Source organism: Pseudomonas sp. A34-9 (assembly GCF_029543085.1).
In the GTDB taxonomy this organism is placed as follows: Bacteria; Pseudomonadota; Gammaproteobacteria; order Pseudomonadales; family Pseudomonadaceae; genus Aquipseudomonas.
In genome coordinates this window covers 2,602,307-2,620,197 of record NZ_CP119967.1, presented here as the reverse complement: position 1 = coordinate 2,620,197, position 17,891 = coordinate 2,602,307, and the positions used below count along the sequence as shown (strand labels likewise).

Below are 17,891 nucleotides of genomic sequence, written 5' to 3'. Positions count from 1 at the left end.
AGTGCACCATTAGATTAGCCAATGATGTCTGGCCTCCAAAATAAGCAGAAGGGATAAGCATGGCGCTTACTGACCAGTCCACCCGTATCCGCTCTGGCGAAGAACTCGATGCCAGCCTGATCGATCCGTACCTCAAGGCGCACATTCCGGGCCTGAGCGGCTTGCCGGCGATCAGCCAGTTCCCCGGCGGTGCGTCGAACCTGACCTACCTGCTGGAATACCCGGAACAGGAGTTCGTCCTGCGCCGCCCACCGTTTGGCCACAAAGCCAAGTCTGCCCACGACATGGGCCGCGAATTCCGCATCCTCAATCAATTGCGCGACGGCTTCCCGTATTGCCCGAAAGCCTACGTACATTGCACCGACGAATCAGTGATCGGTGCCGAGTTCTATGTGATGGAACGGGTCAAGGGGATCATCCTGCGCTCGGAGCTGCCGCCGGAACTGGGCCTCGACTCGGCGAAAACCGAAGCCTTGTGCAAAAGCTTCATCGACCGCTTCGTCGAACTGCACCGCGTCGACTACAGCGCCTGTGGCCTCGGTGATCTGGGCAAGCCGCAAGGCTACGTCGCCCGTCAGATCAAAGGCTGGAGCGAGCGCTACGAAAAAGCCCTGACCCCGGACGCGCCGCATTGGGAAGCCGTGAAAGCCTGGCTCAACGACAAGATGCCCGCCGACCACCCGACTTCAAGCATCGTCCACAACGACTATCGCTTCGACAACGTCATCCTCGACCCGCACAACCCGATGCAGATCATCGGCGTGCTCGATTGGGAACTGACCACCCTCGGCGACCCGCTGATGGACCTGGGCAACACCCTCGCCTATTGGATTCAGGCGGACGACCCGGCGCCGGTGCAACTGATGCGCCGCCAGCCGAGCCATGCGCCGGGCATGCTCACCCGCCGCGAGTTCGTCGATTACTACGCCGAACGTTCGGGCATCCAGATCGACAATTTCGACTTCTACTACACCTACGGCCTGTTTCGCCTGGCCGGCATCGTGCAGCAGATCTACTACCGTTTCTACCACGGCCAGACCCAGGACAAACGCTTCGCGCAGTTCATTCACATGAACAAACTGCTGGAGCAGATGAGCTTGCAGGTCATTGCGAAATCGAGCCTCTGACGGCCCCCACCCAGGAACCCTTATGTCCAAGACTCAGTTGTTCGACCTCGACGGCAAGATCGCTTTCGTCTCCGGCGCCAGCCGTGGCATCGGTGAAGCCATCGCCAAACTGCTCGCCCAGCAAGGCGCCCACGTGATCGTCTCGAGCCGTAAACTCGACGGCTGCCAACACGTTGCCGATGCGATCATTGCTGCGGGCGGCAAAGCCACCGCAGTGGCCTGCCACATCGGTGAAATGGAACAGATTGCCCAAGTGTTCGCCGGGATCAAGGAACAGTTCGGTCGCCTCGACATTCTGGTCAACAATGCCGCGACCAATCCGCAGTTCTGCAATGTGCTGGACACTGACCTCGGTGCCTTCCAGAAGACTGTCGATGTGAACATTCGTGGCTATTTCTTCATGTCGGTGGAAGCCGGCAAACTGATGCGCGAAAACGGTGGTGGCAGCATCATCAACGTCGCCTCGATCAACGGCATTTCGCCGGGGATCTTCCAGGGCATCTACTCGGTGACCAAGGCGGCGGTGATCAACATGACCAAGGTATTTGCCAAGGAATGCGCGCAGTTCGGCATCCGCTGCAATGCCTTGCTACCGGGCCTGACCGACACCAAGTTCGCCTCGGCACTGGTGAAGAACGATGCGATCCTCAAGCAGGCACTGACGCAGATCCCGCTCAAGCGCGTGGCGGATCCGAGTGAAATGGCCGGTGCGGTGTTGTACCTGGCCAGCGATGCGTCGAGCTACACCACCGGGGTTGCGCTGAATGTGGACGGTGGGTTCCTGTCCTGATCCCACTCGGGACTTGAACTGATCTTGTCCCTGTAGGAGCTGCCGAAGGCTGCGATCTTTTGATCTTGTTTCTAAAAATCAAAAGATCGCAGCCTTCGGCAGCTCCTACAGGGATTTGTGTATCAGGCAATGACTTTGGGCAGTTGCCAGCCGAAATGCACCGACAGCAAACGCAACGTCAAACACACCGCCCCCGCCAGCAACGCCGCCGCTACCGGTGAAACGCCCAGCTTGCGAGCAACGATCAACACCGCCGCGCCTAAAAATGCCGAACTCGCATACAAATCCACCTGCAACACCACCGGTATCCGCGCCAGCACAATGTCGCGAATCACCCCGCCACCAACGCCAGTGATCGTACCCATCAGCATCGCCACAAACGGCGTAATCCCGAAGTTCAGCGCTTTTTGCGCACCGGCCACGGCAAACAGCGCCAACCCCGCTGCATCCAGCACAATCAACGTTGAACCGGACCAGCCCAGCACCTGCTCATGAAAGACAAACGCCAACCCGCCCATGAAAAACGCCAGCGCCGGGTAGCGCCAGTCGGCCACGGCATTGGGTGGCGTCGCACCAATCAGCAAGTCACGGGTGACCCCGCCGCCGAGGGCGACGATAAACGCAATCACCATCACCCCGAGCAGGTCGAGCTGACTGCGCATCGCCGCAATGGCACCTTCCACGGCAAACACCGCCGTACCGGCCAGGTCGGCGACCAGCACAATCCGCTCAACCCGAGACCTACGCCCCGCAGGCGCTACTGCGTGACGCAACGGGTGGTCGTGATGTGTCGAGTAACCTGCCCGTCGGCGTACACGTCACCGGCGACTTCAGTGTTTTCGAGCACCTGGCAAGTACGTTCCGGTGGCGGAGGTGGCGCAACCGGTGGAGGGGGTGGAGGACTGGCACAACCCGCCAGCAAAACGGCAAAAAAAGCCAACGGCAACACGCGTTTCCCAAGATTGTTCATAGGACGACCCGCGATGAATGGAAGAGCAACTTCCGCGACCCAACCGACCACGGAAGACCTGACCACTCATTCTTTATAGCCGAGGCCCCTGCAAGCGCCAGTGAATTGGCCGGATTGGGTGGTTATGGCTGTCGATTTTGCGTTGCGGTTTGAGCGGGTTGGCAGACGGAGATCCGCTTTGCCAGCCAGGCCGCAATCGCCAGCAGGCTAGCTCCTACAGTGGAGTTGGGTGCATCCAGCAAAGAATTGGTTGGCCGTAAGACCGCCTTCGCGAGCAAGCTTGCTCCCACAGTTGACCTGAGTACACCTGGCAAAGATGGGTTGGCTGCCAAGCCGCAATCGCGAGCAGGCTCCCTCCTACATTGGGATTGAGTACATCCGCTAGATCATTGGTCGGCTGTCAGGCCGCTTTCGCGAGCAAGCTCGCTCCCACAGTTGACCTGAGTACACTTGGCAAAGATGGGTTGGCTGCCAAGCCGCAATCGCCAGCAGGCTAGCTCCTACAGTGGAGTTGGGTGCATCCAGCAAAGGATTGGTTGGCCGTAAGACCGCTTTCGCGAGCAAGCTCGCTCCCACAGTTGACCTGAGTACACCTGGCAAAGATGGGTTGGCTGCCAAGCCGCAATCGCCAGCAGGCTCACTCCTACATTGGGATTGAGTACATCCGCTAGACCATTGGTCGGCTGTCAGGCCGCCTTCGCGAGCAAGCTCGCTCCTACAAAAAAGCAAAAGCAGGCAGCGCCCACCCCGCACCGCTTCTGCCCCTCACCACTCAACAGGATGAGCGTTAGCTCGGCTGCGGCTTTTGATCTTGATCTACGGGCGACATCGGAAGGCTGAGTGGAGGGATTGATCCGGGGGTGGGAGCGCAGCGACCGTTTGGCGAAGCCAAACACAGCGAGAGGAGGTGCAGCGAAGCAAACCGTAGGCGCTGCGCCCGGATCAATCCCGGAACGAAGGAACCCCGAGCCTCAGCGAGCGGGCCGAACGTAGGAGCATGAACGGGACAACCACATAGGTAACAGTTAAGTTCAGGCACATGGGTAACACCTGATCACTTATTTTTGATTACTTTGAGCGTCAGATAACCATCCTTAGCGTCTCGTTCATCAACACGTCCCAGTAGAACAGGCCCAAAGATGATGTCCCAAACACCCTCGCTGATGCTCTCCAATCCGACTATCTGATGTTTCAGGACATAGCCCACATAGATTCTGAGCCTTCCTTTGTTCACTACGCCGTTGGAGTCCGTTCGGTATGCCTCAACATGGCTGGGGTATTTCATCTCCGGCAACTTTCTCGGAAATACCCGTGAAGAGCTGATGTAGCAAGAGGCCGGGGTTTTCTGCCCCAATGCCTCATGAAAACGCTCATGATTATAGTGCTGCATGAACAGATCAAAATGCTTCTGCTGAGCTCCCCACTCAATTTCCGGCGGTCTTGGCAATGTACTTTTAAGCGTGCGGTGCATGCGTTCATGCCGTCCGTTTTGCTCAGGTCGCCCAGGTTGAGTCCGCTCATGAATGATGCCTAGACGAGCCCACCAAATGGATAATTGTGATAACCCCGCACGCCCGCCGCTGGCAAAAGGGACACCGTTATCAGTGCGGATCCGCTCAGGCATCCCATACGTCTTAAATAACCGTTCGAAGGTGGCTTTGGCGTCCTTGAAAGTCGTGCTCGGCATACTTTCACAAGCCAGTAAAAATCGACTGGCGTGATCCATTACCGTCAACGGGTAACACCAGACACCGTCTCCTGTCAGGTATTGGCCTTTGTAATCAGCGCTCCAGAGCTGATTAGGAAGGTCGGCTTTCTGGAGTGGTTTTGGATAGACAGCGACACGCTGACGCAACCGTCGAGACACCACTAGCCCCGCTTTTTTAAGCACGTTGTAGATCGTGGTTTTGGAGGGCGGCGGCTGATCTGGAAACCGCTCTTGCAGGGCTGTCTGGATCTTTTTCGGGCCCGGCGTGGTTTGACCTTGGCGCCGCAGCTCAAGAATGGCTTCTTTGACCGCAAACGGCACAGCCTGTGCTTGAGAATGACGCTTGCGACTGCACTCCGCCAAGCCATTGATGCTGTCCGCGTTGTAGCGGGCCACCCACTTGTAGCCAGTCTTGCGACTGATGCTGTGAGCCGCACAGAGTTGACTGAAGTTGAGCCGACCGGACAGATAGTCGGCGATGAACATCACTTTAAGGTCCATAGGTTTCAGCTCTCGCCACGGCATGGTCAGATCCTCGGAATCGACCAGTGCCAGTTAAAAACTGTTACCTATGTGCTTGAACTGTTTTGTTACCTATGTGGGTGAGTCATACCAGCAAGCCTTTTTGGTTACTTTTTCGGCGTCTGGAAAAAGTGACCCGCCGTAAGGGCGGAACCCTACTCAGCAACACCCGAAGAAACGGATATACCCCCAAACCCCCAAAAGCATGGCCGGCCCAAAGGCCGCCAAGCCTAAAACGCCTAAGCCAAATCCGGATCCCGAGCAGAACGCAAAGAATTGCTCTCAAGCTCATACCGCAACTCTTCAATCAACGCCTCCACCGACTCCGGCGTGCGCAGCGCATTAAGTTTCAGCCCACTGATCACCAGATCGACCTGCCCCGACACCGGGTGATAAAGCTTCACGGTCAGCGAATGATCCCCATCCACCAGACACTCACACGCCAGCGGCGAAAAACTGCGCTCAAGCTGCGCGCGCAACTGCGCAAGATTTATCATCAGACTGTTCCTTTAACGACTGCGAAGGGCCGCGATCCCGAGCCGAAAAGACTCGTATCGCACCCCGCCAGACTAAGAACAGCCGTCGACCGCCAACACCTCAATTTGCACCTGTCGAACTAGTGCATTTGCACCTCAGCGCTGGCCCTTGGCGCCCCGCTCCCCGGAAAACAGCCCACGCTCCCGCGCCCAGACAATCGCCTCACTGCGGCTGTGCACATCCAGCTTGGAATACACCGTCGCCACATGATTGCGCACCGTATTCGGCGCCAGTTTCAGTCGCGCCGCGATCTCCTTGTCCGCCAGCCCTTCACAGATCAACCCCAGCACATCACGCTCGCGCGCCGTCAGATCGGTGAACGACACGCTGGGCAGTTGCGGCGAATTGACCTTCTTCACATTGGCCAGTTTCTCGATCAACGTACGGCTGAACCAGGAAGCGTCTTTCATCACTTCCTCAATCGCCGCCACCAGCTCCAGCTCGGTGCGCTTGCGCTCGGTGATGTCCATCAACACCAGCAAATAACACGGCATATCCTGAATATTCACGGTGTCGGCGGACAGCGCACACTCGAGCAGGTCCGCATCCTTCCTGCGCACCCGCACATCCACGCGATCCACCCGACCGTTTTTCGCCAGCGCGGCCAACAACCGTGTGCGCGCGCCGCCGTCATCGATGAAATCCAGCTGCGTGACGGTTTTGCCGAGCACGTCCTCGCTGTCATAGGCCAGGGTTTCGAGGAACGCCTGATTGACGTCGATCACCTGTTGCTCGTCGGCACTGCAGATCAGGATCGGTACCGGCGTCAGGCGAAAGGCCTTGGCAAAACGTTCCTCACTCTGGCGCAGCGCCACCTCGGCCTTGTGCCGCAACTCCATGTCGACAAAGGAAAACAGCATGCAATCCTCATCGTTGAGCGTCAGCGGCTGGCCGGCGACGATCACTTGCTTGCTGCTGCCATCGGGCAGGCGCAGTTCAGCCTGCATTTGCGGGATGGTCGCAACGTCGCGCAGACGCTGGATCGCCAGATCCCGGTGTTCGGCCTGCTCAAAAATATCGATTTCATAAGAGGAAGTGCCAATCACTTGCTCACGGGTGTACCCGGTCATCTCCAGAAACCCCGGATTGACTTTGATGTAGCGCAGGTCGCTGAGACGACAGATCACCGCCGGTGCCGGATTGGCGTTGAACGTCCTTTCGAAGCGCTGCTCGGCATTGGCCCAGTCAGTGACGTCGCTCATGATCAGCACCAGCGACTCGGGCTGCCCTTCGCGATCGGTGAGGATCATGCTGCGCACACTGTGCACCCAGATGCGCTCGGGGTCGTCGATCGGGGACACTTCGATCAGTACGTCACTGAAACTTTCACAGCGCGCGACCCGGCTGATCGGATAGTTTTCGGCGCTGATCGAGTGATTGTTGCGATAGCGCAGATTGAATTTTTTGGCGTATTCGTCGGCATTGTGGCCCAGATCGGTGATCCGGCTGACACCGTGCATGGCCAGTGCCGCTTCGTTGGCCCAGAGAATGCTCTTATCCAGCTCCAGCAGAATCACCCCGTCGGACAGCCCGGCAATGATCTGCTGCAACTGGCGGCGATTGGTTTCGGTGGTCAGGACTTCCTGGCTCATTGGATCTCCACAAGTGATACGCCATGTGAAGAGTACGACCGCACGGGTTTGTGATCGTGCCACCCTTTTCACACACACCAAATCCCTCTGTAGGAGCTGCCGAAGGCTGCGATCTTTTGATCTTGATCTGTAAAAAATCAAAGTCGAAAGATCGCAGCCTTCGGCAGCTCCTACAGGGGTTTGGGGTTGCCGCTGAGTTCTCGGAGGGTGTCGAGAAACAGCTTGAGCACCGGCGAAGCATCGTCCGCCCGATAAGTGGCATACAACGGCACCTCCGGCAGCGCCGGGGTCAAGCGCCGAAACACCAACCCCGCCGGGGCCAATTGCTCGATGGACGCCGGCAACAGCGCCACGCCAAACCCGGCACGCACCAGGCTCAGCAAGGTCTGCACCTCGATCACCTGCTGCCTGATCTGCGGCGTGAACCCGGCCTGAATGCAGCACTGATACAGAAAATGGGCGAACCGCGACTGCTTCAACTCCAGCGCCACGAACGGCTCTTGCGCCAGATCCGCCGGCGCCAGCACCTCGCGATCAGCCAGCGGATGATCCGCCGGCATCACCACATGGATCGGCTCGTAGATCAGCAGTTCATTGCGCAACTGCGGATCGTCGTAACCGACACGAAACACACAGGCATCGATGCGTTTTTCCTTCAACGCCTTGACCTGTGCCGCCGGGGTCATTTCATGCAGACGCCAGTTGACCTGCGGATAGCGCTCACGAAACAGATGCAGGGCCTTGGGCAGCACGCCGACCATTACCGAACTGATCATGCCGATTTCCAGCTCGCCCAGTTGCCCGCGTCCGGTCTGTCGCGTCAGGTCCAGCGCCCGCTCAAGCTGTTCAAACACCAGCGGTGCCTGCTCCTTGAGCATCTGCCCCGCCGCCGTCAGTTCAACCCGATGATGACTGCGCTCGAACAGCGGCGTGCCCAGTTCCTCCTCCAGCAGGCGAATCTGCTGGCTCAACGGTGGCTGGCAGATGTGCAGGCGTTCGGCAGCGCGACCGAAGTGCAACTCATCGGCCAACGCCATGAAGTACCGCAGCAGACGCAAATCCATGGCGGTTTACCCCAGGTTCAATGGCGTCGAACGTTGGCGCACGCCGGTCAGCGCGAACAGGGCATTGGCGATGGCCGGCACCACCGATGGACTGCCCAACTCACCGACGCCACCCGGTTTGTCTGGTTCGCCATCCAGTACGAGGATATCGGTGGCCGGCATGTCGGACATGCGCGTGACGCGGTAGTCGTGGAAATTGCTCTGCGCCACCCGGCCTTGTTTGATGTCGAGGCGGTCGAACAACGCATGGCCGAAACCCCACATCAAGCCGCCATAAATCTGCTCTTCGACACCGCCCGGCGAGACCGCCAAACCGCAATCGACCACGCAGGTGAGCTTCTCGACCTGGGCCTTGCCGTCAACCGTCGCCACTCGCGCAACCACCGCGATAAAACTGGTGTAACCCTGATTGGTCGCGATCCCCAGGGCCGTGCCGGGTGGCAACGGTTTGCCCCAACCGGCGCGCTCGGCCGCTTGCTTCAGCACTGCCACGTGCCGTGGCCGCTCCTGCATATTGGCCAGCCTGAATGCCAATGGATCTTCACCGGCAGCGTGAGCCAGTTCATCCATGAAGCTTTCCACGGCGAACACATTCGGGATGAAACTCACCGAGCGATACCAACCACTGGGCACGTTGCTTTCGTGCTTGACCCAGTTCAGCTCCAGATGCGGCGGACGGTAGGCGAAGTCCCACGCGGTGATCGCCTCCGTGGTGCTGTAATCCATCTTGTCGGGGCGTTCGAAATAGCCCGGCTCCCACTGTTCCGGTGAGGCCGGTGACACCGCGTGCAGTTGCAGCGCGCTGAGTTTGCCCTGGGCGTCGAGCGCGCCTTTGACCCGATGCAGCGTCGCCGGATGATTGAACAGCGCGTGCATTTCATCTTCGCGGCTGTTGAGCAGCTTCACCGGCACACCGGTTTTCTGCGCCAGATACGCGACTTCAAACAACCAGTATTTCGCCTCCCGTGCACCGAAGCTGCCGCCGGAGACCAGCTCATGAATGGTCACGTTGGCCTTGTCGATCCCGCACACGGTTTGCGCTGCCTCCAGCGCCGAGGACGGCACCTGCACGCCGCCCCAGTAAGTGATTGCCTTGTCCTTGACCTGTGCGGTGATACAGATCGGCTCCAGCGGGTTTTGCACCTTGTAGGGCATGGTGTAATCGGCTTCGATCAGCTTCGCCGCGCCCGCCCATTGCCCGGCGACATCGCCGTGGGTCATGGCTTTGACGGTTTGCGCTTGAGGATCGCCGATGGCTCGGGCCTGAGCGCTGAACAATTGCTCACTGTCGAACCCGGCCAGCGGCGAATCGCTCCATTTGATCTCCAGCACCTTGCGGCCCTGCTGCGCTGCCCAGAACGTATCTGCCAACACGGCGACACCTTCCAGATTGCCGCCGAGTACATTGGGCCGCCCCGGAATCGCCAGCACTTTGCGCACGCCCGGCACTTTCAGAGCCGCAGCAGAATCGACGCTGAGCACTGTTGCCCCGACCACCGGCGCGCGCTGGATCACCGCCACCAGCATGGCCGGCAATTGCACGTCGATGCTGTACTTGAACCGCCCGCAGACCTTGGCCGCCGCATCGCGCTTGTGGCGCAGTTTGCCGATGTATTTGAACTGCGCCGGATCCTTCAGCGTGACGTTGCTCGGGGCGGACAGATTCGCCGCGACGCCGACCAGTTCGCCATAACCGAGGCTGCGCTGGCTCGCGGTGTGGACGACTCGGCCTTCTTCGGTGGTGCAACTGTCAGGGCTGACTTTCCACTGCTTGGCTGCCGCCGTAATCAATAGCGCCCGCGCCGTAGCACCGGCCATGCGCAAGCGATCGTATTCGAGGGAAACGCTGGTGCTGCCGCCCGTGGAAAAGACCTTCCAGACCGGATGCATATAGGTTTCGAAAAACGGATCTTCCGGGGTGATCACCTGTACGGTCATCGGGTTGACGTCCAGCTCTTCCGCCACGCACGCGGCCAGCGCCGTTTGCGTGCCGGTGCCGGAATCGTGCTTGTGCACCACCAGTTTCACCGTACCGTCGGGAAAGATGCGCACCCAGGCATTCGGCTCGAATTCTCTGGCCGGTGCCGGGGCTTTCGGGTCAGTGGCCGCCATGCCGCCGGGCAAATACAGGGCAATCGCCAAGCCTGAAGCAACCGTCGCCGCTTGCTTGAGAAAAACCCGCCGTGGCAGTTCGAGGCGGGTATCGTCGATGAGGCTCATCACGCCTCCTTCGGCGCATTCGCCGCACGTTTGATCGCTTTGTTGATGCGCCCGTAGGTGCCGCAGCGGCAGATATTCCCGGACATCGCATTGCGGATCGAATCGTCGGTCACCGCCGCACCGGTGTTGAGCAACGCAGCGGCGGACATGATCTGCCCGGATTGACAGTAGCCGCATTGCGGCACATCTTCGGCGACCCAGGCCAGTTGCAGCGGATGGTTTTCCGTCGGCGACAGGCCTTCGATGGTGGTGATGCTGTGGCCCGCGACGGCGGCCGCCGGCAACTGGCAGGAACGTACCGCGACACCGTCCAGGTGCACGGTGCAGGCACCGCACAGGCCCATGCCGCAACCGAACTTGGTGCCGGTGAGTTTCAGTTGATCACGCAGTACCCATAACAAGGGCATGGAGGAGGACGCTTCATCCAGCTCGCGTCGTTCGCCGTTAACCGTGAATGCAATCATTGTCAGGCTCCAAAAGAGCGGCCCGTCTTTGTGCGGGCCTGGTGACCGATTATTGGAACCCTGAGCAACACGCGGCCAGCGACGATTTCTGCCAACCGCTGTAAGCAGGACTAACAACATGTACAAGCGATACCCGTCGGTGCAGTCCATGAGCGCGTTTATCCACGCGGCGCGCAGCGGCAGTTTCTCCAGTGCGGCGCGCAAGCTCGACCTCACGCACAGCGCGATCAGCCAGCAGATCCGCGCGCTGGAAGATTTCATTGGCCAGCCGCTGTTCGTCCGTGAAGGCGGCGGCAGCAACCTGACTGACGCCGGACAGTTGTTTGCCAGTGTGTTGTCGGATGGCCTGGCGCAAATCGACCGGGCGATCTCTTCGGTGAAGAACCGCAGCGTGGCGCAACGCCTGACCCTGGATGTCGACAGTGAACTGGCGCAGAGCTGGCTCAATCCGCGCTTGCCGCAGTTGCTCGATGGACTGCCGGATTACGAGGTGACGCTGCTGTCGATGCCGCGCAGTGATCGCAGTACGTTTGAGCGGGTCGATCTGGCGTTGCGTTATGGCTATGGCGATTGGGATGACTGTGAGATGACGCAGATTTGCGGCGACCGGGTGTTGGCGGTGGCTTCGCCGGCGTTGCTTGAGCGCTACGGTTTACAGGTGCCGTTGAGCCCGGCGCAAATCCTCGAACTGCCGCTGTTGGGCTATACGCGACGCTCCTGGATTCCGTGGCTGGATGCGGCCGGAATGCCGCCCGTCGAACCGCCGGCGCGGGTGATTTTTGATAATGCGGCGAACCTGATTGCCGCGGCTGAGGCCGGGGTTGGCGCGGGACTGGTGCGTGGATTACTGGCCGCTGATGCGTTGCGCAGTGGGCGGTTGGTGGCGCTGAACGAGGCGCAGATTGCGGCGCATTACAACCTCTACGCGGTGTGGCCGCATGGGCAGGCAGAGCGGGTCGCGCCGGTGGTTGAAGCGATCAAACAGTTGGCTCTGAGTACGCTTGAGAATGCTGCCCTCACCCTAGCCCTCTCCCAGAGGTAGAGGGGACCGATCGGGGAATATTGACGAATTACGCCGACGTGAACGCTCAGCTGTGAATCCATAATCGACTGGGTCTTTCAGGTCGATGTAAACCGCAAGACACCTCCGTAGGCTCCCTCTCCCTCCGGGAGAGGGCTGGGGTGAGGGCAAGGCTCTTGATCCAAGACCCATATCCCAGAAGTATCACCACCCCACCCAATTAATATTGTACGAACCCCGCCCCCCTTTCCAATACTCGCCCTCAGCAACCACCCACCCGGGCCGGATGCGAACAGGCGAGGGAATGCGCGTGTCTTGCGCATAGAAACGGCCGATTGCCCGGGACGTGGATGCCGAGAGCCGCAAGGCTCCCTTCCCCGCTATCAGGAGATCGACTGCAATGATCATCGATATCAGCTGCTATCCCACGGATCTCGTGGACCTCGCCTGGAGGCATGACGGTGACCCGTTCACCGGCGAGCGTCTGCTGGAGATGATGGATGGCCCGTACATGGTCAACGGCAAGCCGCGCCGTATCGACAAAGCCTTCATCCAGCCACCGCAAGGCAACACGATCTACACCTGGACCGACGGTGACCTCACCGGCCGTGAATCCATCGATGCCTACATGGCCTACACCCTGAAAATGGTCCAGACCTACCCGGATCGCTTCATCGGCTGCTTCGTCTACAACCCGCGCTGCGGCGTTGAAAACGGCGTCGAAGCGATCGAACGCTACGTCAAGGAACACGGCTTCAAGATGGTGCAAATGCAGGCCAACATGCACGCCTACCGGCCTGACCGTGCCCTCGACTGGGTGCGTCCGTGCTTCGAGAAATGCGCCGAGCTGGGCATTCCGGTCAAGCTGCACACCGGCGACGGGCCATACAGCATCCCGTCGGAATGGGTGCCGATGATCAAGGAGTTTCCCAACGTCGATTTCATCATGGCCCACTTCGGCGTGCAGACCGGCGGAGTCTACGTGTTCGAACCGATGCAATGGGCGATGGAGTTGCCCAACGTCTACTGCGAATCCGGCTGGTGCCTGCAATCGCGGATCGTCGAATTCGCCAAGGTCTTGCCGACGCACAAGATCCTCTTCGGCACCGACACACCGCCGAACGAACCGGGCATGTGGTTGCGCCTGCTCGAAGTGCTCTGCCACGAACCGCCGCAAGGCCTGAACCTCGACGAGGACACCCTCGAAGACTATCTGGGCAACAACACCGCGCGGATGATCGGCCTCGAGCCAACCCCGCCACCGCGTTCCGTTTCCGAAGCAGAGGCGCAACTCAAGCGCCCCGTCACCACTCAACTGGCCAGGAGCTGAACCGATGATTATCGATACCCATCTGCACCCCACCAACCTGGTCGACGAGGCCTGGCGCCACACCGGCGAACCGTTCACCGGCGAGCGCATGCTCAAGTTGATGGACGGCCCGTACATGATCAACGGCAAGCCGCGCCGCATCGACATGGGTTTCATCCAGCCGCCACCGGGCAACACCGGTTATCGCGACGGCAACCGCCGGGGCCGTGAGGGCGTGCGCGACTACATGTCCTACGTCGCCGAACTCTGCGTGAAGTACCCGGATCGCTTCATCGGCAACTTCAACTTCAACCCGCGCTGGGGACCGGAAAACGGTGCGGCGGAGCTGGAATTCCATATCAAGGAATACGGCTTCAAGATGCTCAAGCTGCACGCCAACATGCACGGCTATCGCCCGGACCGCGCACTCGACTGGCTGCGTCCGGCGATGAAGGTCTGCGCCAAGTACAACATTGTCGTGCTGATCCACACCGGCGACGGCCCGTACACGATTCCGACGATGTTCTACCCGATCATCCGCGAATTCCCGATGGTCAATTTCATCATCGGTCACTTCGGTATCCAGACCGGCGGCAACTACTCGTTCGAAGCGTTCTGGATGGCTATGGACACGCCGAACGTGTACTGCGAATCGGGCTGGTGCTTCCAGTCGCGGATCGTCGAATTCGCCAAGGAACTGCCGCGCAACAAGATCGTGTTCGGCACGGACTCACCGCCGAACGAGCCGGGGATGTGGCTGCGCGAACTTGAGGTGTTGTGCTCGCCGGCACCGCAAGGCCTGGGGATTGATGAGGATCATCTCGAGGACTATCTGGGCAACAACATTGCCCGGTTGTGCGGGATCGAACCGACGCCACCGCCCAAGGATCTGGCCGAGGCCGACATACGCCTGACCACCACGTACTTGTAGCCACACACAAAACCCAATGTGGGAGCGAGCCTGCTCGCGAAAGCGGTGAGTCAGTCGCCATCAATTTTGAATGACCTACCGCATTCGCGAGCAGGCTCGCTCCCACAGGGCTCAGTGTTACGACCGGAACACAGCGACTTTACAGGCACGAAGATGAACCGGCGTTTCGCTCGACCGGCAGGCCAACGGCTGGCTGCGCGAATGCCCCCTCACCCCTGCGTGCCTGCTTTTTACGAGGTGACACCATGACCCGTTCGACGCTCGGTGATTCTCAGGACTTCCACGTGTTCATCGACGCCTATCGCCGTGAGTACCCGGACGATGTGCTGACCGTCACCCAAGCCATTTCCGCCGATCAGGACGTCACCGCCCTGGTCGATGCCCTCGCCGCCCAGGGCCGCGATCCGCTGCTGATCTGCGAACACGTCGGCAACCTCGGCGTACCGGTGGCAACCAACCTGTTCGCCTCGCGAACCCGCATCGCCCGCCTGTTCGGCGTAACGCCTGCGCAGTTGCACGAAACCTTTCAAACCCGCGCCAACCGGCCCATCGCACCGCGTTACGTGGAAAGCGGCCCGATCCTCGATGAAGTGTTCGAAGGCGAAGCGCTGGATCTGGCGCTGCTGCCGATGCTCAAGCATTTCGACAGCGATCGCGGACCGTACATCACCAACGCGATCATCGTTGCCGAAGACCCGCTGACCGGCATCGCCAACATGAGCTACCACCGCTCGATGCGCCACGCCCGCCAGGCGCTCGCCACCAGCCTGCATTCACGCGGTCATCTGTGGCGGATGCTGCAAACCGCCCGCGAACGTGGCGAAGAATTACGCGTGGCGATGGTGGTTGGTGCACATCCGCTGTTCATGCTCGCCGCCGCTGCACGCTTGCCGTACGGCAGCGATGAACGCGCCGTAGCCGGCGGACTGTTCGGCGCGCCGCTGGAACTGGTGAAAACGCCGCGCTACGGCATCGGTGTGCCAGCGTATGCCGAGTTCGTTCTGGAAGGCGCCATCGACCCGGCGGCTTATGCCGAGGAAGGCCCGTTCGGCGAATTCAGCGGTTATTCCTCGGATCGCTCGACCAACAATGTGCTGCGCGTCGACACCCTGTTAAGGCGCAAAGACGCCTGGCTGGTCGACGTGATGGGCGGGCGCTACGCCGAGCATCTGACGCTCGCCCGTCTGCCCCGCGAAGCCGAGATGAGCGAAAAACTCAAGGCACGCTTCCCCGCCGTCACCGCCGTGCATTACCCCAATTCCGGCACGCACTTTCACTGCTACGTCGCACTGGACCAAAGCCGCGACGGCGAGGCACGGCAGATCATGCTGGCCCTGCTCGGCTGGGATCCGTACCTGAAAACCGTGATCGCGGTAGACAGCGATATCGACATCAGTGATGACAGTCAGGTGCTGTGGGCCCTGGCCACGCACTTCCAGCCGCACCTGGATATTTTTACCATTGATGGTTTGCCGGGCAGTCCGCTCGATCCTTCGTCCTCGGTCAATGGCACGACTTCGCGGATGGGCCTGGATGCCACGCGTGGTTCGGGTTTTGACGGGATCAAGGCGCAGCTTGATCAGGAAGTTCTGGAGCGCGCGCGGGTTCTGCTCAAAGGGCTTGAATCGTGAACCGGCAACGGATGGTGGTCGGCATCAGCGGCGCGTCCGGCTTCATCTACGGCGTGCGTTTACTGCAATTGCTGAATGAGCTGGACATCGAAAGCCACCTGATCATCAGCCGTGCCGCACTCCTGACCATGGCCCACGAAACCGACTATAAACTGGCCGACGTCACCGCACTGGCCAGTCATTACCACCGCGCCGACGACGTCGCCGCCGGGATCGCCAGCGGCTCGTTTCGCTGTCTCGGCATGGTGGTCGCGCCATGTTCGATGCGCACGTTGGCGGAGATTGCCACCGGCACGTCATCGGGGCTGATTGGCCGCGCCGCCGACGTCACCCTCAAGGAGCGCCGCACGCTGGTGCTGATGGCCCGCGAAACCCCGCTGACCCTCGCTCACCTGCGCAACATGACCGCCGTCACCGAGATGGGCGGGATCATCGCCCCGCCGGTGCCAGCCTTCTACGCCCGCCCGGAAAGCCTCGGGCAGATGGTCGATCACAGCCTTGGTCGGGTGCTCGACTTGTTTGGCCTTGATGCCGGCACTGCGCGACGCTGGCAAGAACACCCAGAACCCTGTGGGAGCGAGCCTGCTCGCGAAAGCGGTGGGTCAGTCGGCATCACCGCTCAATGACACACCGCATTCGCGAGCAGGCTCGCTCCCACAGTTGATCGTACTCCGACAAAAAACACAGATAAGGAGCCTCACCATGAACACCCCTTTCAACGCGCCAACCCGCAACACCAAAATCCCCGTGACCATCCTCACCGGTTTCCTCGGTGCCGGTAAAACCACCCTGCTCAACTACATCCTCAAGGAAAACCACGGACGCAAAATCGCTGTGATCGAAAACGAATTCGGTGAAGTCGGCATCGACGGCGACCTCGTCCTCAGCTCGGAAACCGAAGAAATCTACGAAATGGTCAACGGCTGCGTGTGCTGCACCGCCGAGGTTCGCGAGGATCTGGTGCGCATCGTTCGCGAATTGGTGGCGCGCCCGGTGCGCCTTGATCACATCCTTATCGAAACCAGCGGCCTGGCCGATCCGTACCCGGTGGCGCAGAGTTTTTTCATCAATGACCCGATCGCCGATGAAGTCGAACTCGACGCGATCGTGACCATGGTCGACGCCAAGCACATCGCCCAACACCTGGAGGATTTGCAGCTGGACGGCGTCGACAATCAGGCGGTGGATCAGATTGTTTGCGCCGACCGGATTGTCATCAACAAGGTCGATCTGGTCAGCAGCGACGAGGTGGAAACCCTGCGCGGCAAGATCAGGGGTTTGAACGCCACAGCGGATCTGGTGACCTCGACCCATGCGCAAATCGACCTGAGCAAAATCCTCGGTATCGGTGCGTTTGAATGCACGCAGAAGCTGATGGAAATCGGCGCGGACCAGCATGATCACGATCACCACGACCATGAGCATCACGCAGAGCACTCTATTGAAGAGCAGGATCACCAACACGACCCAAGCGTGTCATCGGTAGGCATCGCCGTGGACGGCGCGGTCAACCTGATGGCGTTCCATCGCTGGATCAGCGAGCTGCGCTCCTCTCAGGCCGACAATCTTTATCGCATGAAAGGCGTACTCGCGGTGGCCAACGAAGACCAGCGCTACGTGCTGCAAGGCGTGCACAGCCTGGTGGAGTTCCGTGCCTCGACCGCATGGGGCACGGAGCCGCGCTCAAGCAAGATCGTGTTCATCGGCCGCGACCTGGATCGCGCGGCGCTGAACCAGGGCTTCGCCGCCTGCCTGGCAGGCTGAAACAAGGCATCGGAGCCGGTGGATGGCGGCTTCGCAGCACGAATGACTGATGCCGATCAGCGAAACGCTGCAAAACCTGTGGGAGCGAGCCTGCTCGCGAATGCGGTGGGCCATTGAACAGTGATGTCGACTGACACAACGCTTTCGCGAGCAGGCTCGCTCCCACAAGGGATCTTCAGTGTTCCCAGGTCCGAGGCATCAGACGAATACCCCTCTCTACCGCATAAAAACAGCCAGAGGT

At 60.1% G+C, this 17,891-nt stretch carries 15 protein-coding genes and 1 pseudogene; 9 read left to right on the top strand and 7 right to left on the bottom strand.

Annotation, left to right across the window (positions count from 1 at the left end; translation table 11 throughout):
• Nucleotides 1–59 precede the first annotated feature (59 nt).
• Both P3G59_RS11750 and P3G59_RS11745 read left to right on the top strand, forming a co-directional pair.
• The gene (locus P3G59_RS11750) at nucleotides 60–1,127 is read left to right on the top strand and encodes a phosphotransferase family protein (RefSeq protein WP_277761661.1); all 1,068 of its coding nucleotides are present in this window, start codon (nucleotides 60–62) and stop codon (nucleotides 1,125–1,127) included.
• A 22-nt stretch (nucleotides 1,128–1,149) separates the two neighbouring features.
• Entirely contained in the window at nucleotides 1,150–1,917 is a 768-nt protein-coding gene (locus tag P3G59_RS11745; protein ID WP_007911074.1) for an SDR family oxidoreductase, read from the top strand.
• Between the two features lie 122 nt (nucleotides 1,918–2,039).
• Here P3G59_RS11745 and P3G59_RS11740 read toward each other — a convergent pair whose 3' ends face one another.
• From P3G59_RS11740 to P3G59_RS11710, 7 genes are all read right to left on the bottom strand, one after another.
• Nucleotides 2,040–2,639 (bottom strand): trimeric intracellular cation channel family protein, encoded by a 600-nt coding sequence (locus tag P3G59_RS11740; protein ID WP_277761660.1) that lies wholly within the window; start codon nucleotides 2,637–2,639, stop codon nucleotides 2,040–2,042.
• Nucleotides 2,640–3,941: 1,302 nt separating this feature from the next.
• The gene (locus tag P3G59_RS11735; RefSeq protein ID WP_277758418.1) at nucleotides 3,942–5,120 is read right to left on the bottom strand and encodes an IS481 family transposase; all 1,179 of its coding nucleotides are present in this window, start codon (nucleotides 5,118–5,120) and stop codon (nucleotides 3,942–3,944) included.
• Nucleotides 5,121–5,356: 236 nt separating this feature from the next.
• Nucleotides 5,357–5,614: a DUF1652 domain-containing protein gene (locus P3G59_RS11730; protein WP_277761659.1), complete on the bottom strand. Its 258-nt coding sequence runs from the start codon at nucleotides 5,612–5,614 to the stop codon at nucleotides 5,357–5,359.
• Nucleotides 5,615–5,749: 135 nt separating this feature from the next.
• The gene (locus tag P3G59_RS11725) at nucleotides 5,750–7,246 is read right to left on the bottom strand and encodes a helix-turn-helix transcriptional regulator (RefSeq protein WP_277761658.1); all 1,497 of its coding nucleotides are present in this window, start codon (nucleotides 7,244–7,246) and stop codon (nucleotides 5,750–5,752) included.
• 170 nt (nucleotides 7,247–7,416) lie between these two features.
• On the bottom strand, nucleotides 7,417–8,310 hold the full coding sequence (locus P3G59_RS11720) for a LysR substrate-binding domain-containing protein (protein ID WP_277761657.1): 894 nt from the start codon (nucleotides 8,308–8,310) through the stop codon (nucleotides 7,417–7,419).
• A 6-nt stretch (nucleotides 8,311–8,316) separates the two neighbouring features.
• Nucleotides 8,317–10,530, bottom strand: a complete 2,214-nt coding sequence (locus tag P3G59_RS11715) for a molybdopterin cofactor-binding domain-containing protein (protein ID WP_277761656.1) — start codon at nucleotides 10,528–10,530, stop codon at nucleotides 8,317–8,319.
• Entirely contained in the window at nucleotides 10,530–10,994 is a 465-nt protein-coding gene (locus tag P3G59_RS11710; RefSeq protein WP_159815707.1) for a (2Fe-2S)-binding protein, read from the bottom strand. The genes P3G59_RS11715 and P3G59_RS11710 overlap by 1 nt, the downstream gene beginning before the upstream one ends.
• 118 nt (nucleotides 10,995–11,112) lie before the next feature.
• On the opposite strand from P3G59_RS11710, the gene P3G59_RS11705 reads away from it, so the two are divergent.
• The 7 genes and pseudogenes from P3G59_RS11705 to P3G59_RS11675 all read left to right on the top strand — a co-directional run bounded on the left by P3G59_RS11705 (nucleotide 11,113) and on the right by P3G59_RS11675 (nucleotide 17,650).
• Nucleotides 11,113–12,036 carry a LysR substrate-binding domain-containing protein gene (locus P3G59_RS11705; RefSeq protein ID WP_277761655.1) on the top strand — a complete coding sequence of 308 codons (924 nt, stop codon included), beginning with the start codon at nucleotides 11,113–11,115 and terminating at the stop codon, nucleotides 12,034–12,036.
• Between the two features lie 379 nt (nucleotides 12,037–12,415).
• Nucleotides 12,416–13,345 carry an amidohydrolase family protein gene (locus P3G59_RS11700; protein ID WP_162436822.1) on the top strand — a complete coding sequence of 310 codons (930 nt, stop codon included), beginning with the start codon at nucleotides 12,416–12,418 and terminating at the stop codon, nucleotides 13,343–13,345.
• Between the two features lie 4 nt (nucleotides 13,346–13,349).
• Nucleotides 13,350–14,255 (top strand): amidohydrolase family protein, encoded by a 906-nt coding sequence (locus tag P3G59_RS11695; RefSeq protein WP_007952854.1) that lies wholly within the window; start codon nucleotides 13,350–13,352, stop codon nucleotides 14,253–14,255.
• Between the two features lie 18 nt (nucleotides 14,256–14,273).
• Nucleotides 14,274–14,366 (top strand): annotated as a pseudogene (locus P3G59_RS11690) (metal ABC transporter ATP-binding protein); the annotation flags it as partial.
• A 134-nt stretch (nucleotides 14,367–14,500) separates the two neighbouring features.
• The gene (locus P3G59_RS11685) at nucleotides 14,501–15,886 is read left to right on the top strand and encodes a UbiD family decarboxylase (protein ID WP_277761654.1); all 1,386 of its coding nucleotides are present in this window, start codon (nucleotides 14,501–14,503) and stop codon (nucleotides 15,884–15,886) included.
• An 11-nt stretch (nucleotides 15,887–15,897) separates the two neighbouring features.
• Nucleotides 15,898–16,512 (top strand): UbiX family flavin prenyltransferase, encoded by a 615-nt coding sequence (locus P3G59_RS11680; RefSeq protein ID WP_277762137.1) that lies wholly within the window; start codon nucleotides 15,898–15,900, stop codon nucleotides 16,510–16,512.
• A gap of 76 nt (nucleotides 16,513–16,588) precedes the next feature.
• Nucleotides 16,589–17,650, top strand: coding sequence for a GTP-binding protein (locus P3G59_RS11675; protein WP_277761653.1), 1,062 nt, complete (start codon nucleotides 16,589–16,591; stop codon nucleotides 17,648–17,650).
• Nucleotides 17,651–17,891 lie beyond the last annotated feature (241 nt).